The 15,629-nt window shown below is 53.9% G+C and carries 13 protein-coding genes; 6 read left to right on the top strand and 7 right to left on the bottom strand.

Annotation, left to right across the window (positions count from 1 at the left end; all coding sequences use genetic code 11):
• Positions 1–11 precede the first annotated feature (11 nt).
• Positions 12–1,202: a glycoside hydrolase family 88 protein gene (locus OGV89_RS12640; RefSeq protein WP_003846324.1), complete on the top strand. Its 1,191-nt coding sequence runs from the start codon at positions 12–14 to the stop codon at positions 1,200–1,202.
• A gap of 72 nt (positions 1,203–1,274) precedes the next feature.
• Here OGV89_RS12640 and OGV89_RS12635 read toward each other — a convergent pair whose 3' ends face one another.
• The 4 genes from OGV89_RS12635 to qseB form a co-directional block, all read right to left on the bottom strand.
• Positions 1,275–1,589 carry a putative quinol monooxygenase gene (locus OGV89_RS12635; RefSeq protein WP_003024557.1) on the bottom strand — a complete coding sequence of 105 codons (315 nt, stop codon included), beginning with the start codon at positions 1,587–1,589 and terminating at the stop codon, positions 1,275–1,277.
• A 30-nt stretch (positions 1,590–1,619) separates the two neighbouring features.
• Entirely contained in the window at positions 1,620–2,201 is a 582-nt protein-coding gene (locus tag OGV89_RS12630; RefSeq protein WP_003838153.1) for an NAD(P)H-dependent oxidoreductase, read from the bottom strand.
• 109 nt (positions 2,202–2,310) lie between these two features.
• The gene (gene qseC, locus OGV89_RS12625) at positions 2,311–3,660 is read right to left on the bottom strand and encodes a quorum sensing histidine kinase QseC (protein WP_003846328.1); all 1,350 of its coding nucleotides are present in this window, start codon (positions 3,658–3,660) and stop codon (positions 2,311–2,313) included.
• Entirely contained in the window at positions 3,657–4,316 is a 660-nt protein-coding gene (gene qseB / locus OGV89_RS12620; RefSeq protein WP_003024547.1) for a quorum sensing response regulator transcription factor QseB, read from the bottom strand. Before qseB ends, qseC begins: the two co-directional genes overlap by 4 nt.
• Positions 4,317–4,466: 150 nt before the next feature.
• On the opposite strand from qseB, the gene OGV89_RS12615 reads away from it, so the two are divergent.
• The 4 genes from OGV89_RS12615 to ftsP all read left to right on the top strand — a co-directional run bounded on the left by OGV89_RS12615 (position 4,467) and on the right by ftsP (position 9,659).
• On the top strand, positions 4,467–4,865 hold the full coding sequence (locus tag OGV89_RS12615) for a YgiW/YdeI family stress tolerance OB fold protein (RefSeq protein ID WP_003024544.1): 399 nt from the start codon (positions 4,467–4,469) through the stop codon (positions 4,863–4,865).
• 118 nt (positions 4,866–4,983) lie between these two features.
• Positions 4,984–7,242 carry a DNA topoisomerase IV subunit A gene (gene parC / locus OGV89_RS12610; protein ID WP_003024543.1) on the top strand — a complete coding sequence of 753 codons (2,259 nt, stop codon included), beginning with the start codon at positions 4,984–4,986 and terminating at the stop codon, positions 7,240–7,242.
• Positions 7,243–7,437: 195 nt separating this feature from the next.
• A complete protein-coding gene (gene plsC, locus OGV89_RS12605) occupies positions 7,438–8,175 on the top strand; it encodes a 1-acylglycerol-3-phosphate O-acyltransferase (protein ID WP_003024540.1) in 738 nt (245 codons plus the stop codon).
• A gap of 71 nt (positions 8,176–8,246) precedes the next feature.
• Positions 8,247–9,659, top strand: a complete 1,413-nt coding sequence (gene ftsP / locus OGV89_RS12600; RefSeq protein WP_003024538.1) for a cell division protein FtsP — start codon at positions 8,247–8,249, stop codon at positions 9,657–9,659.
• A gap of 16 nt (positions 9,660–9,675) precedes the next feature.
• On the opposite strand, the gene OGV89_RS12595 is transcribed toward ftsP, so the two are convergent.
• A complete protein-coding gene (locus tag OGV89_RS12595) occupies positions 9,676–11,151 on the bottom strand; it encodes a TrkH family potassium uptake protein (RefSeq protein WP_016150983.1) in 1,476 nt (491 codons plus the stop codon).
• 199 nt (positions 11,152–11,350) lie between these two features.
• On the opposite strand from OGV89_RS12595, the gene OGV89_RS12590 reads away from it, so the two are divergent.
• Entirely contained in the window at positions 11,351–13,522 is a 2,172-nt protein-coding gene (locus tag OGV89_RS12590; protein WP_003024532.1) for a YgiQ family radical SAM protein, read from the top strand.
• A 103-nt stretch (positions 13,523–13,625) separates the two neighbouring features.
• Here OGV89_RS12590 and OGV89_RS12585 read toward each other — a convergent pair whose 3' ends face one another.
• Positions 13,626–14,081 (bottom strand): HIT family protein, encoded by a 456-nt coding sequence (locus tag OGV89_RS12585; RefSeq protein WP_003024529.1) that lies wholly within the window; start codon positions 14,079–14,081, stop codon positions 13,626–13,628.
• Between the two features lie 44 nt (positions 14,082–14,125).
• Positions 14,126–15,580 carry a DASS family sodium-coupled anion symporter gene (locus OGV89_RS12580; RefSeq protein WP_016150982.1) on the bottom strand — a complete coding sequence of 485 codons (1,455 nt, stop codon included), beginning with the start codon at positions 15,578–15,580 and terminating at the stop codon, positions 14,126–14,128.
• Positions 15,581–15,629 lie beyond the last annotated feature (49 nt).

The following is a 15,629-nucleotide window of genomic DNA, read 5'->3' as shown; positions in this document are numbered from 1 at the left end:
GGAACCGAAATATGTTAAATCATATCGTTGAGGAATCGTTGCGCGTATTTCCTGGCAGTCCGGTTAATCCCGGCAGTTTTCAGGATCAAATAAGTTGCGCCCGAGAAGATGTCCTCGAATTGATTAGCCGTCATTTAACGGAATTCGGTGAACAATTTCCTGCCGAAACCTGTGTGCAAGGTTATTACCCACTGACAGAGAATGTGGAATGGACGACCAGCTTCTGGACCGGGCAGTTATGGCTGGCGTGGGAAATGAGTGGTGAGAGCAAATTTCGTGAGATGGCGGAGAAGCATGTGCGTTCGTTTGGTCTGCGTATTGCCGGACGCCACGATACCAACACCCACGACCTGGGATTCCTCTACACGCTTTCCTGTGTGGCGGCCTGGCGATTGACCGGCAATCGCGATGCTCGAGGTTTTTCCCTGATGGCGGCAGAAGCGCTGTTGGAGCGTTTTCATGAAAAGGCGCAGATCATCCAGGCGTGGGGCGATCTTCGCGATCCCGATCAGGCAGGACGGATGATCATTGACTGCAATATGAATCTGCCGCTGCTGTACTGGGCTAGCGAGCAAACGGGCGATCCGCGTTTTGCGAATGCGGCGAAGGCCCACGTTGCGCAGGCAGCCAAATATCTGATCCGCCAGGATGCGTCGACCTTCCACACCTACTATATGGACGTGCAAACCGGCGCACCGCGTTACGGTAATACGCAGCAGGGCTATGCTGATGATTCTTGCTGGTCGCGTGGGCAGGCATGGGGGATTTATGGTTTTCTGCTGAGCTATATTTACACTGGCGATACACAAATGGTGCAGCTGTCGAAAAAGCTGGCCAACTACTTTCTTAATCGCCTGCCGGAAGATGCCGTTTGCCACTGGGATCTGGCATTAGTCGGAACCGATGCGCTGCGCGATTCATCTTCGGCGGCGATTGCCGTCTGTGGTCTGCTGGAGCTGATTAAACATCTGCCGGTGACCGATCCGGATCGCGAGTGCTACCAGCAGTGGGCGATGGGGATCATGTCTTCGCTGACCAGGCATTATCTGATGGGTAAAGATGAACAGGGGAACGGGCTACTGAAACACTCGGTGTATCACCTGTCGAGCAACAAAGGGGTCGATGAGTGTGCAAGTTGGGGGGATTATTTCTACGTTGAAGCGTTAATGCGCTTCACTCAGAGCTGGAAGCTCTACTGGTAAGGAGTGCCCGGTGGCGCTGCGGTTGAATGCCGGATGGTGGCCTAAAACGCCTCATCCGGCAAATCGACAACCTTAAATACCCGACTCCAGAATTCGAATATTCATGTCCAGCACGTCACCTTTCACGGCTTCGCTGTAGGCTTTCATATGCGGGGTCTGCAAATGCGCTTCAAGATGCGCGATGCTTTCCCACTGCTCAACCATCACGATTGAATCTGGCGCTGTGGTCTGAAAACTCACACCTGCGGCATGATCCACCATCGGCGCATAGCCGTGGCAGCCTTCTTCTTTCAGTACGGTCGGAACGATTTTAGCAAACTGATCCAGTACCGCCTGGCGGTGATGTTGACCTGGACGTGTACGGATTTCTGCAATAACGGTAAGCATGGTTAACTCCTTCTAATTCCAGGTTACCAGTTAACCAAAAATTTCGGTCAGATGCTTGCGATATTCTGCGATATAGCGCGGGACGTCCGGCATTTTAATCACATCATTGGTGATAAAGGTCGGCAGCGCTTCCATTCCCAGGAACTGGTTTGCTTTATGGAACGGGAGATAGACGCCATCAACACCAACGCCATGGAAGAACTGGTCTTTTTCAGTGAAGGCTTCCATCGGTGCGTTCCAGGTCAGGGACAGCATGTATTTTTTGCCCTGAATCAGCCCGCCGGAGCCATATTTTTTAGAGGCATCTGAACGTGTGCGGCCATCGCTGGCGTACAGCGTGCCGTGACCTTCGGTAAACACGTCATCGATGTATTTTTTCACGGTCCACGGTGCGCCCATCCACCAGCCTGGCATCTGCCAGATAACCGCATCGGCCCAGACGAAATTCTGCACTTCTGTTTTTACGTCATAATCGCTGTCCGCGCGTACGACTTTAACATCATGCCCGAGGTCGCGCAGGATACCGTCCGCGACCTCGGTCAGGGTGTCATTCAGTTGGCCATTAGAATGGCCGAATTTTTTCGCCCCGTTGATAATCAGAATGTTGCTCATTTTGTGTCCTCAAGGAAATACGTTTGAGGACGATTTTACCCCCACCAGCGGTGCGGTGAAATTAGCAAAATGTGCAAAGTCTTTTGCTATTTGAGCAATAATAATGCAGTTACCAACTGACCTTAGCTTCAAAGCCACCTTCCGAAGCGTTGCCAAACGAGGCTGACATTCCATGCAATGTTGCGATACGGCGGACAATTGACAGGCCGAGACCGCTGCCGGTCACGCTTTGTCCTGGTGGACGATAAAAACGTTCACCGATGTGTGTAAGTACCTCCGGCGCAACGCCAGGACCATTATCTTTGACGCTGAAATTGCGGGCGTTGAGCGTCACTTCCACAATACTCCCCTGCGGACTGTAGCGAATGGCATTATCCAGCAGATTTCGTACCATCAGGCTCAGCAACAGCGGCTGTCCTGTGCGCATAATATTGTGTGCGTTAATCTGCAAACGTACGTCAATGTGCGCCTGCTGGGCCGGGTGGTAGATATCCATCACCGCGGATTGCAGTAGCTCCTCCAATGAAATTTCCGCCACATCCTGAAGATTATCGAGGGAGTCGAGGCGCGAAAGCGTCAGGAGCTGATCGACCAGTCGGGTGGCGCGTTCAATTCCCGCATGTAGCTGCGCCAGCGCTTTTTCCCGCGTTTGCGGGTCGTCGTCTGACAGTTGCACCACTTCGGTTTGCACCTTCAGCGCGGTCAACGGACTGCGCAGCTCATGGGCGGCATCAGAAGTGAAGCGGCGTTCACGCACCATCATTGAGTGGATGCGGGTAAACAGCTGATTTAGCGATTCAACCAGCGGGCGCACTTCGCTTGGCACACCTTTCGAGTCGAGCGGCTCTTCTGATTCCGGGGCGCGCCAGCGCAGAGCTTGCGCCAGTTTTTTTAGCGGCCTGAGTTCGCGACTCAGCATGACCACCAGGATCAGCAACATCAGCGGCAGCGCAACCAGCCATGGGGTTAATTGTGCAGTAAGGATCGACAGCGCCATATCCTCCCGATATTCCCACTCCTGGCCCACCACAATGCGATATTTCCCATCAGCGGAATTCAGCCACAGGAAGCGCCAGGAATCGCTGTCGCCCCTGAGTTGGCCGTCGCTAAACCCTTCCCGGCTGTAGCTGTAGGGAATATCCTGGCCATTATCGCCATCGTGTAGCACCATTTTGCCGTCGGTGGAGTAGATGGCAAACGCCAGTGCGTCGTCATCAATATGGCCATGCTTCAGTTTCTTTGGCGTGCGGGCCATATTGCTTGAGGTGGTGACATCGCTGATATCCAGCGTGCTAAGCCGCTTGGCGAACAGCATCAGCTGGGTATCAAACAGCTCATCGACATTATCGGTAGTCTGCCTCCAGGCCACAAAACTGGATACGGCCCAGGTGGCTGATGCCAGAATCAGAAAAATAAGCGTTAGCCTGACGCGCAGGCTGAGGCGTTGTGTGAGTTTCATGCGTCACCCAGGGTGTAGCCAATGCCATGCACGGTACGGATAAAGTCGCTGCCGAGCTTACGGCGTAAGTGATGAACGTGGACCTCAACCGCATTGCTGGAGACATTTTCGTCCCAGGTATACAGTTTTTCTTCAATCAGTTTGCGGGGCAGGACGCGACCTTTGTTGCGCATCAGCAGTTCCAGCAGCGCGAACTCTTTAGGTTTGAGTGACAAAGGTTCACCCGCCGCCGTGGCGACCAATGCGCCAGGATCGAGCGTTACCTGGCCATGGCGCAATGTGTTGCTGGCCTGGCCGCTGGCACGACGCACCAGCGCCTCCAGTCTGGCAGCAACTTCGATTAGCGCAAAGGGTTTACACAGATAGTCATCTGCGCCCAGGCGCAGGCCTTCAACGCGTTCCGCCAGCGCGTCGCGAGCGGTCAGAATCAGTACCGGCTCCTGCTTCCCGTTAGCTCGCCATTCGCGCAAAATGTCCCGTCCGTCTATGCCTGGCAGTGTCAGGTCGAGGATTACCGCATCATAAGGTGCGCTGTAGAGTGCTTCTTTCCCCTGGCGGCCTTCGGTAAACCAGTCAATGCTGAAACCCATTTTACTCAGACCTGTTTTCAGGCCATCGCCAATCAACGTGTCATCTTCGATCAGTAAAATACGCATATGTTCTTCCCTGCGATAACTCATTTGCAGTCAGTAAACCTGTGGCTACAGTCTCTGTACAGTAAAAAAAGTATCTTTTTTTGCCTTAAGAACTTGTTAAGGATTAACTTATTTAATAGTCGTAAACCAACATGAAAGGGAGACATGACGATGAAAAAATTAGCTGCAATGGTTGCCGTAATGGCACTGTGTTCCGCACCTGTTCTGGCAGCTCAGCAGGGCGGCTTCTCTGGGCCAACGACAACCACTACGCAGAGCCAAAACGGCGGATTTGTCGGCCCTAACGGTAGCAGCACGACAGTAGAAAGCGCCAAATCACTGCGTGATGACACCTGGGTTACCCTGCGCGGGAACATCGTTGAGCGTATTTCCGACGACCTGTATGTGTTTAAAGATGCGACCGGCACAGTGAATGTGGATATCGACCACAAGCGCTGGAACGGCGTAACCGTCACACCGCAGGATGTGGTTGAAATCCAGGGTGAAGTGGATAAAGACTGGAACTCCGTTGAAATCGACGTGAAACAGATTACCAAAGTTGCTAAGTAATCCCCATCAGGGCCGCATTCGCGGCCCTTTTCTTTGTGACTCAACACGCCAGATAGGGTAGTATCTGCGGCAATATTGCCCTTCAATAGAGGGGTACAAAGTTGAGGAACCACGATTAATGAGCGATATGGCAGAGCGCCTGGCGCTGCATGAATTCACGGAAAACGCCTATCTGAACTATTCCATGTACGTCATCATGGATAGGGCGTTGCCGTTTATTGGCGATGGTTTGAAACCCGTTCAGCGTCGCATCGTGTACGCGATGTCCGAACTGGGGCTGAATGCCAGCGCCAAATTTAAAAAATCCGCCCGTACCGTCGGTGACGTGCTGGGTAAATACCATCCGCACGGCGACAGCGCCTGCTATGAAGCGATGGTGCTGATGGCGCAGCCGTTCTCTTACCGTTATCCGCTGGTTGACGGGCAGGGGAACTGGGGGGCACCGGACGATCCGAAATCCTTCGCGGCGATGCGTTATACCGAATCCCGCCTGTCTAAATATGCGGAAGTCCTGCTGGGTGAGCTTGGTCAGGGCACGTCGGACTGGGTGCCTAACTTCGACGGCACCATGCAGGAGCCGAAGATGCTGCCTGCGCGTCTGCCAAATATTCTGCTCAACGGTACGACCGGTATTGCCGTTGGTATGGCAACGGACATTCCGCCGCACAACCTGCGTGAAGTGGCAAAAGCAGCGATTACTCTGATTGAGCAGCCGAAAACGACGCTGGATCAGTTGCTGGATATCGTGCAGGGGCCGGATTACCCGACCGAAGCGGAGATCATTACCTCGCGCGCGGAGATTCGTAAGATTTACGAAAACGGACGCGGCTCCGTACGTATGCGTGCGGTATGGACGAAAGAAGACGGCGCGGTGGTGATTTCCGCGCTGCCACATCAGGTTTCCGGGGCAAAAGTGCTGGAGCAGATCGCTGCTCAAATGCGCAATAAAAAGCTGCCGATGGTAGACGACCTGCGCGACGAATCGGATCACGAAAACCCGACTCGTCTGGTGATTGTCCCGCGCTCCAATCGCGTGGATATGGAGCAGGTGATGAACCACCTGTTTGCCACCACCGATCTGGAAAAAAGTTACCGCATCAACCTGAACATGATCGGTCTTGATGGTCGTCCGGCGGTGAAAAACCTGCTGGAGATCCTCACCGAATGGCTGGCGTTCCGCCGCGATACCGTGCGCCGCCGCCTGAATTATCGTCTGGAAAAAGTGCTCAAGCGCCTGCACATTCTTGAAGGCTTGCTGGTGGCGTTCCTCAATATTGACGAAGTAATCGAAATTATTCGTCATGAAGATGAACCTAAGCCAGAGCTGATGTCGCGGTTTGGTATTTCTGAAACCCAGGCTGAAGCCATCCTTGAGCTGAAATTGCGCCATCTTGCCAAACTCGAAGAGATGAAAATCCGCGGCGAGCAGGATGAACTGGCGAAAGAGCGCGATCAGTTGCAGGCCATTCTGGCATCTGAACGTAAAATGAATAACCTGCTGAAGAAAGAACTGCAGGCTGACGCTGAGGCCTATGGCGACGATCGTCGTTCTCCGCTGCAGGAGCGCGAAGAAGCGAAGGCGATGAGCGAGCACGACATGCTGCCGTCTGAGCCGGTGACCATTGTGCTGTCCCAGAGTGGCTGGGTGCGAAGTGCGAAAGGCCACGACATCGATGCGCCGGGATTAAGCTATAAAGCGGGCGACAGCTTTAAGTCGGCAGTGAAGGGTAAGAGCAATCAGCCGGTGGTGTTCGTGGACTCGACCGGCCGCAGCTATGCCATCGATCCGATTACGCTGCCGTCGGCGCGCGGTCAGGGTGAACCGCTGACCGGGAAGCTCACTCTGCCGCCGGGCGCGACGGTTGAGCACATGCTGATGGAAGGCGATGATCAGAAACTGCTGATGGCATCGGATGCGGGCTATGGTTTTGTCTGCACCTTCAATGACCTGGTAGCACGTAACCGTGCAGGTAAGGCATTGATTACGCTGCCAGAGAATGCGCGCGTCATGCAGCCGGTGGTGATTGAAGATGAAACCGATATGCTGCTGGCGATTACTCAGGCTGGTCGCATGTTGATGTTCCCGGTGAGCGATTTACCGCAGTTGTCGAAAGGCAAAGGGAACAAGATCATTAATATCCCTTCAGCGGAAGCGGCGAAAGGCGAGGATGGTCTGGCGCAACTTTACGTGCTGCCGCCGCAGAGCACGCTGACTATCCACGTCGGTAAGCGCAAAATCAAACTGCGTCCCGAAGAGTTGCAGAAAGTGACCGGCGAGCGTGGCCGTCGCGGCACGCTAATGCGTGGTCTGCAGCGTATCGACAGCATTGAGATTGACTCGCCTCGACGCGCCAGTCACGGCGACAGCGAAGAATAACGCTACCGTCCGGCTCTCCCTGTTAAAGCCCAGGGAGAGCCAACGTTAAAAATTCCCGTGAAACCGTTGTTTATTCGTGCGTTGCGATTAACAATACGCTTTTCCAGAGAGCCGCCCTTAACAAAGCCCTAACCTGATACCGCGTGATGAATCAGGTGACGTAAAATGCCAGGCTCTTAGGCCTTAGAGGTTGTTATGCTATATATTTTTCGTTTAATTATTACTGTTATTTACTGCGTTCTGGTCTGTATTTTCGGTTGCATATACTGTCTGTTCAGCCCGCGAAATCCAAAACACGTCGCAACGTTCGGTCATATGTTTGGCCGCCTGGCTCCCCTTTATGGTCTGAAGGTCGAGTGCCGCATGCCGGCAGACGCGCAGAACTATGGTAATGCTATCTATATTTGTAACCATCAGAACAACTATGACATGGTTACTGCTGCGAATATCGTTCAACCGCCGACGGTGACGGTAGGTAAAAAAAGCCTGCTGTGGATCCCTTTCTTCGGGCAGCTGTACTGGTTAACCGGTAACCTGCTGATTGACAGAAATAACCGCGCAAAAGCGCACAGCACCATTGCTGCCGTGGTGAATCATTTCAAAAAACGCCGCATTTCTATCTGGATGTTCCCGGAAGGAACGCGTAGCCGCGGTCGCGGTCTGCTTCCGTTTAAAACCGGCGCGTTCCATGCAGCGATTGCTGCTGGTGTCCCGGTCATTCCGGTGTGCGTTTCCACAACCTCGAACAAGATAAAATTAAACAGACTCAATAATGGTCTGGCGATTGTCGAGATGTTGCCGCCGGTGGATATTAGCCACTTTGGCAAAGATCAGGTTCGTGAACTGGCAGCACATTGCCGCACGTTGATGGAACAAAAAATCGCAGAGCTCGATAAAGAAGTTGCTGAGCGGGAAGCCGCCGGTAAGGTTTAATCCGCGCAATTCGGGTTTTTTACAGGAAATGACTTCCTGCGTGTTAATAGCCAGTTTTTTATGGAGTTTATATGTCATTCAGTCGGCGTCAGTTCATTCAGGCATCGGGGATCGCACTGTGTGCAGGTGCTGTTCCGCTGAAGGCTAATGCTGCCGGTCAGCAACAACCGTTACCTGTGCCTCCGCTGCTGGAATCCCGCCGGGGGCAGCCGCTATTTATGACGCTGCAACGTGCGCACTGGTCCTTTACACAAGGCACGCGCGCACCTGTCTGGGGAATTAACGGCCGCTACCTGGGACCGACAATTCGCGTCTGGAAAGGGGATGACGTCAAGCTTATCTACAGCAACCGTCTGACTGAGAATGTCTCGATGACCGTCGCCGGGTTACAGGTACCAGGCCCGCTGATGGGCGGCCCGGCGCGCATGATGTCCCCGAATGCTGACTGGGCGCCGGTGCTACCGATTCGCCAGAATGCCGCCACGTTGTGGTATCACGCCAATACGCCAAATCGTACTGCTCAGCAGGTCTATAACGGCCTTGCCGGGATGTGGCTGGTTGAAGATGAAGTGAGTAAATCACTGTCTATTCCCAACCACTATGGCGTGGATGATTTTCCGGTCATTATCCAGGACAAGCGGCTGGACAACTTTGGCACGCCGGAATACAGCGAGCCCGGCAGCGGTGGCTTTGTCGGTGATACGCTGCTGGTCAATGGGGCGCAAAGCCCGTATGTCGAAGTCTCCCGCGGCTGGGTGCGCTTGCGTTTACTGAACGCTTCAAACTCGCGTCGTTACCAGCTGCAAATGAGCGATGGCCGTGCACTGCATGTGATTTCCAGCGATCAGGGTTTTTTACCTGCACCCGTTTCGGTGAAGCAGCTCTCGCTGGCGCCTGGCGAGCGTCGTGAGATCCTGGTGGATATGACGAACGGTAATGAGGTCTCTATCACCTGTGGCGAGGCAGCCAGTATTGTCGACAGGATCCGCGGGTTCTTTGAGCCTTCCAGTATTCTCATCTCCACGCTGGTGCTGACCCTGCGTCCAACGGGGCTTCTGCCGCTGGTGACTGACAGCCTGCCAATGCGCCTGCTGCCAACGGAAATCCTCAGCGGTTCGCCGATTCGCAGCCGTGATATCAGCCTGGACGATGACCCTGGCATCAACGGTCAGCTGTGGGACGTCAATCGTATGGATATTACCGCTCAGCAGGGCTCCTGGGAGCGCTGGACGGTGCGGGCGGATATGCCCCAGTCCTTCCATATTGAAGGCGTCTCGTTCCTGATCCGTAATGTGAATGGCGCGATGCCGTTCCCGGAAGACAGAGGCTGGAAAGATACCGTCTGGGTTGACGGCCAGGTTGAATTACTGGTTTATTACGGACAGCCTTCCTGGGCCCATTTCCCGTTCTACTTTAATAGCCAGACGCTGGAAATGGCAGATCGTGGCTCAATCGGACAGATGTTGGTGAACCCGGCGCCGTAATGCGCCGGGATTTCCGTTATGCCCGCCAGAACATGCGCGAGAACAGGATCAGAATGGGGTAAATCTCCAGACGCCCCATGATCATGGCCGCGCACATCAGTAGCTTTGCTTCCTCATTTAAGGTGCCAAATGTCGTGGCGGTGACGCCAAATCCTAGCCCCATATTGTTGATGCAGGCGGCGACGGTGGCAAAAGAGGAGAAGAGATCGTAGCCCATCAGATTGAGCGCCCAGATAAAAAAGCTGGTGAACAAAACGTAGAGAAAGAAAAAGCTCCATACCGAACGCACCACCCGGTCGCTTACCACGCTATTGCCCACTTTAATGTTCAGCAGGGCACGGGGATGCGCGAGCTGGTGTAACTCCTGACGGCACTGCTTGAACATAATCAAAAAACGCAGCACCTTAATCCCCCCGCAGGTCGATCCCACACAACCGCCGAAGAAACTGGCGCTGAGCAGCATGAAGATCGTGTGCGAAGGCCACTGCGCGTAATCCGCCGTCGACAGGCCATTATCTGTCAGCATCGAACTGGCCAGAAAAAAAGCATGCACCAGGCTGTCCGTTAATCCGTACATGCCTGCCCGCCAAACTTGCCAGGTGGCGATCAGAGTGACAACCAACGCAATAAGCAAAAAGAAACGCAGTTCGGCATTACGACGAAAGGGTTTGAAGGTACGTTTCACGATAGCCACGTACCAGAGGGTGAAGTTAAACGCAGACAACAGGGAAAACACCCCAGCGACCAGCTCGATCGCATGGCTGTTATAGAAGCCGATGCTTTCACTGCGAGTGGAAAATCCGCCGAGAGAAACCGTCGACAGCCCGTGGCATAAGGCATCGAAGAACGACATCCCGGCAGCCCAGTAGGCCAGAGTACAGATTAGACCCAGAATGACATAGGTCAGCCACAGCGTACGTGCAGTATCGGCAAGCCTTGGAGTGAGTCGTTCTTCTTTGAAGGGACCCGGCATTTCAGACTGATACAGCTTCATGCCGCCGATACCCAAAAGCGGTAATACCGCCACGGCGAGGACAATAACACCCAGGCCACCAATAAAATTAAGCTGGGCCCGATAGTAGAGATACGACTTCGGCATGGCGCTGACGTCGCCAATTACCGTTGCGCCCGTGGTGGTAATCCCGGAAACCCCTTCAAACAGGGCATCCGCAAAGGAGAGGTTTAAGCCATCGTCCATCCACATCGGCATCGCGCTGATAAACGAAAACAACAGCCAGAACAGGACGATAATAACGAAACCATCCCGTGTTCGCAGTTGAATACCCGCATGTTTGGTTGCCAGCCACGCCCCGCCGCCGAGGGTGAAGAAAGTCATAAATGTGCTGAAAAAAGCGAACAAGCTCCGCTCTTTGTTTAACAAAGCGATGGTCATCGGTGGCAGCATAGAAAAGCTGTAGAGAAGAACCAGAAACCCACACAGGTGAACAACAACCCGTAGCTGGGAAATATGCAGTGAATCGTTGAGTCGCAATGAAAAATCCCCCGCCGAAAAAGAGTTATCTCAGCTGGCCGGCATGGTGTTAATTATGATTGATAAAAATGAGCGTCGTAAAATTTAACAATTTATATAACTTTCTACTGCCCTGGTTCAGACTCCACTTCATTTCTTGTCGACATACAGCGTATAATCCCCGGCCTTTGATTATTTTTTTACCATTTTTGGAAGCATTATGAGCGCAATATCCCTGATCCAGCCGGACAGAGACCTTTTCTCCTGGCCGCAGTACTGGGCTGCCTGTTTTGGCCCGGCACCGTTTTTGCCGATGTCACGCGACGAAATGGACCAACTAGGCTGGGATAGCTGCGACATCATTCTGGTTACCGGCGATGCATACGTCGATCATCCGAGCTTTGGCATGGCAATATGCGGCCGTATGCTGGAAGCGCAGGGCTTTCGTGTAGGGATTATCGCCCAGCCGGAGTGGAACAACAAAGACGATTTTATGCGTTTGGGTAAACCGAACCTGTTCTTTGGTGTGACCGCAGGCAACATGGACTCGATGATCAACCGTTACACCGCAGATCGCCGACTGCGCCATGACGATGCCTACACACCAGACAACGTAGCAGGTAAACGCCCGGACCGCGCCACGCTGGTCTATACCCAGCGTTGTAAAGAAGCATGGAAAGATGTGCCGGTTATTCTCGGCGGCATTGAGGCCAGCCTGCGCCGTACCGCGCACTATGACTACTGGTCTGATACCGTTCGTCGCTCTGTTCTGGTGGATTCCAAAGCCGACATGCTGATGTTCGGCAACGGCGAACGTCCGCTGGTGGAAGTGGCGCATCGTCTGGCGATGGGCGAAACCATCGATCAGATCCGCGACGTGCGTAACACCGCGATTATGGTTAAAGAAGCGCTGCCGGGCTGGAGTGGCGTGGATTCCACGCGTCTCGACACGCCGGGCAAGATTGATCCGATCCCGCATCCGTACGGCGAAGATCTGCCGTGTGCTGACAACAAACCGGTCGCACCGAAAAAGCAGGAAGCGAAAGCGGTAACCGTACAGCCGCCGCGTCCGAAACCGTGGGAAAAAACCTACGTGCTGCTGCCGTCCTTTGAAAAAGTGAAGGGCGATAAAGTGCTGTATGCGCATGCGTCGCGTATCCTGCACCACGAAACCAACCCGGGCTGCGCGCGTGCGCTGATGCAAAAGCACGGCGATCGCTACATCTGGATTAACCCGCCAGCCATTCCGCTCTCTACCGAAGAGATGGATAGCGTCTTTGCGCTGCCGTACAAGCGCGTGCCGCATCCGGCGTATGGCGACAGCCGCATTCCGGCCTATGAGATGATCCGTTTCTCGATCAACATTATGCGTGGCTGCTTTGGCGGCTGTTCGTTCTGTTCGATCACCGAGCACGAAGGCCGCATCATCCAGAGCCGCTCTGAAGATTCGATCATCAATGAAATCGAAGCCATTCGCGACACCGTTCCAGGTTTTACCGGCGTGATTTCCGACCTCGGCGGCCCAACGGCGAACATGTATATGCTGCGCTGTAAGTCACCGCGTGCGGAGCAGACCTGCCGTCGTCTGTCATGCGTCTATCCGGATATCTGTCCGCATATGGACACCAATCACGAACCGACGATTAACCTTTATCGCCGGGCGCGTGATTTGAAAGGCATTAAAAAGATCCTCATAGCTTCCGGTGTGCGCTATGACATCGCGGTTGAAGATCCGCGTTATATCAAAGAGCTGGCGACCCACCACGTTGGCGGCTATCTTAAGATTGCGCCAGAGCATACTGAAGAAGGCCCGCTGTCGAAGATGATGAAGCCGGGGATGGGCAGCTACGATCGCTTTAAGGAGTTGTTCGATACCTACTCTAAACAGGCGGGTAAAGAGCAGTACCTGATCCCGTACTTCATCTCCGCGCACCCGGGTACGCGTGACGAGGATATGGTGAATCTGGCGCTGTGGCTGAAACAACGTCGTTTCCGTCTGGATCAGGTGCAGAACTTTTATCCATCGCCGCTGGCGAACTCCACAACCATGTATTACACCGGGAAAAACCCGCTGGGTAAAATTGGTTATAAGAGTGAAGACGTGGTGGTGCCGAAAGGTGATAAGCAGCGCCGTTTGCATAAAGCCCTGCTGCGTTACCACGATCCAGCTAACTGGCCGTTAATCCGCCAGGCGCTGGAAGACATGGGTAAAAAGCATCTGATCGGCGGTCGTCGTGAATGTCTGGTTCCGGCGCCTACGCTGGAAGAGATGCGCGAAGCACGTCGCCAGAACCGTCATACCCGCCCGGCGTTGACCAAGCACACCCCGGTGGCGCACCAGCGCCAGACCCCTGCCGCAAACAAAAAACGCGGGAAAGTAGCGGGACGTTAATTTGCTTTGCCCGGTGGTGAAATGCTTATCAGGCCTACGAGCAGCACAGTTTTGTAGGCCGGATAAGGTGCTTGCACCGCCATCCGGCAGAAGTGCTCAGTATTTATGCCTCACGAATTCTGGCCGCTAATGCGGCCAGTTTTGCATCATCCGCCCGTTCATGATCGTGTGATGACAGATACCCTTCATATTGCTCGAAAAATTTGGTCTGCCGCGACTCAATCGGTTTCCAGTGAGTTAGATCGCCAGTGCCGTGCATGGGGCTTAATTTGCTGTGCACATGGTCTACGCCGAAACCTTCGAAGAACATCCCCGTACGACTGACATCCGGGAAAGCCTTATCCAGTTTCTTAGCCACTTTTTGGGTTGCCATCATCAGGTCAGCCAACGCCTGCGGCGGCATATCGAAGGCATAGCTGGGGTAATGCTTTTTCGGGATCACCACGGTAAAACCGTCGGTGTTCGGGAAAATCGACAGAAAAGCCAGATGGTGCTCGTCTTCCCAGACCTTATGGCAGGGTGCTTTACCTTCAACAATTTGACAGAAAATACAGGTCATTCCTTTTCTCCGCAGGTAAGGTGATTCGTCAGGGCGCAGTTAGTTTAGTACAGACCCAACACCTTCCACCACATCAGACCTACGGTGATAAACACCGCCTGGTTAAACAAGCTAATGATAAATCCTGTGCGCCACCAGACGCCCGTTGGAACGTACCCGGCACCAAACAGGATTGGACCGCGAGCGTGGGTGTACTGGGTGAGCGAGCAGTACAAACTGCTGGTGAAGGCCAGCATTAACGCCGTGGGGGCTGCGGGGATATTCAGATGCAGTCCGACGCCGAGGAAAACGGCGTACAGCGCGGCAATCTGTGCATTACCGCTGGCAAAAAAGTAGTGGGTATAGAAGTAGGCGGCATTCAGCAGCAACAGGACGATCACCCAACTGGTACCGTGCATAGTACTGCTCAGGCTATCGCCGATCAGATTGCCAAACCAGGTAGTGAAACCTAGTTTTTTCAGCTGGTTCGCCATCATCAGCAGCGCGGCAAACCAAATCAGCGTGTCCCATGCGCCTTTCTCGCTTTTCACATCTTCCCAGCTCAGAACGCCGCTTAGCAATAAAATGGACAGTCCCACGAACGAGGCAGTAGTGGCGTCGACGCCTAACGTATCGCCAAAAATCCACAGCACCAGCAGTACGCCGACGGTAACCAGCATCAGCCATTCGCCGCGAGACATACTGCCCATTTCCGCCAGCTCTTTGCGCGCCAGGTTCGGGGCATCCGGCGTGTGCTTTATTTCCGGGCGCACGATCCAGTAGACCAGCAGTGGAACCAGCAGTAAGGACACAAGGCATGGCAGCAGCGCCGCCATAAACCAGCTGCCCCAGGTCAGCGTGACGCCCGCATTGGCCGCCAACTTCACCGCCAACAGGTTGCCGGTATAACCGGTCATAAAGAGCGCGGCGGTGACGTCGTTGACGTTGCCAATGCAGGTGATAAGAAAGGTACCGATTTTACTGCGGGACTCATCTTCCGGGTTCGAATGGAAACTGCGTGCCAGAGAGTCGGCAATCGGATAGATGACGCCGCCGCAGCGTGCTGTATTACTCGGCATTGCCGGGGAGAGGATCAGATCGGCAAAAGCCAGACCATAGGCGAGTCCCAGCGTGCGCTTGCCGAGCAGACGGATCATCTGCAGCGCAATGCGTCGTCCGAGGCCAGTTTTGATAAAACCGCGGGCAATCATAAAAGCCACGACGATAAGCCAGATAAGTGAACTGTTCAGTTCGCTTAGCGCTGTGGTGATAGCGCCGCTGGCGGTTTTATCCCCGGCCGCATAGGCGAGTGCAAAAACCGTAATCCCAATAATGCCGACCGCGCCGATGGGTAAAACTTTTGCCACGATAGAAGCAATCGTCGCAACGAAGATAATTGCCGAATGCCAGGCTGGCGCACTTAACCCGGATGGAGGGGTAAGTTGCCACAGCCCGGCAGAAATGAATGTTATAAGAATTAATGGGAGCCATTTGACTCCGCTACCTTTTTTCTCAGTCACGGTTACGCACCTATGGATATGGTGAATACATTCATCAAATAAATATATT

Source organism: Citrobacter sp. Cf125 (genome assembly GCF_030333935.1).
Taxonomy (GTDB): Bacteria; Pseudomonadota; Gammaproteobacteria; order Enterobacterales; family Enterobacteriaceae; genus Citrobacter; species Citrobacter freundii.
This window is presented reverse-complemented; position numbering and strand designations above follow the sequence as displayed.

Bases quoted from the DNA above. Each gene is read 5' to 3' on its own strand.
- parC (WP_003024543.1), top strand. From the start codon at position 4,984: ATGAGCGATATGGCAGAGCGCCTGGCGCTGCATGAATTCACGGAAAAC.
- qseC (WP_003846328.1), bottom strand. From the start codon at position 3,660: ATGAAACTCACACAACGCCTCAGCCTGCGCGTCAGGCTAACGCTTATT.
- OGV89_RS12615 (WP_003024544.1), top strand. From the start codon at position 4,467: ATGAAAAAATTAGCTGCAATGGTTGCCGTAATGGCACTGTGTTCCGCA.
- qseB (WP_003024547.1), bottom strand. From the start codon at position 4,316: ATGCGTATTTTACTGATCGAAGATGACACGTTGATTGGCGATGGCCTG.
- OGV89_RS12630 (WP_003838153.1), bottom strand. From the start codon at position 2,201: ATGAGCAACATTCTGATTATCAACGGGGCGAAAAAATTCGGCCATTCT.
- OGV89_RS12640 (WP_003846324.1), top strand. From the start codon at position 12: ATGTTAAATCATATCGTTGAGGAATCGTTGCGCGTATTTCCTGGCAGT.
- OGV89_RS12635 (WP_003024557.1), bottom strand. From the start codon at position 1,589: ATGCTTACCGTTATTGCAGAAATCCGTACACGTCCAGGTCAACATCAC.
- OGV89_RS12590 (WP_003024532.1), top strand. From the start codon at position 11,351: ATGAGCGCAATATCCCTGATCCAGCCGGACAGAGACCTTTTCTCCTGG.
- plsC (WP_003024540.1), top strand. From the start codon at position 7,438: ATGCTATATATTTTTCGTTTAATTATTACTGTTATTTACTGCGTTCTG.
- OGV89_RS12585 (WP_003024529.1), bottom strand. From the start codon at position 14,081: ATGACCTGTATTTTCTGTCAAATTGTTGAAGGTAAAGCACCCTGCCAT.
- ftsP (WP_003024538.1), top strand. From the start codon at position 8,247: ATGTCATTCAGTCGGCGTCAGTTCATTCAGGCATCGGGGATCGCACTG.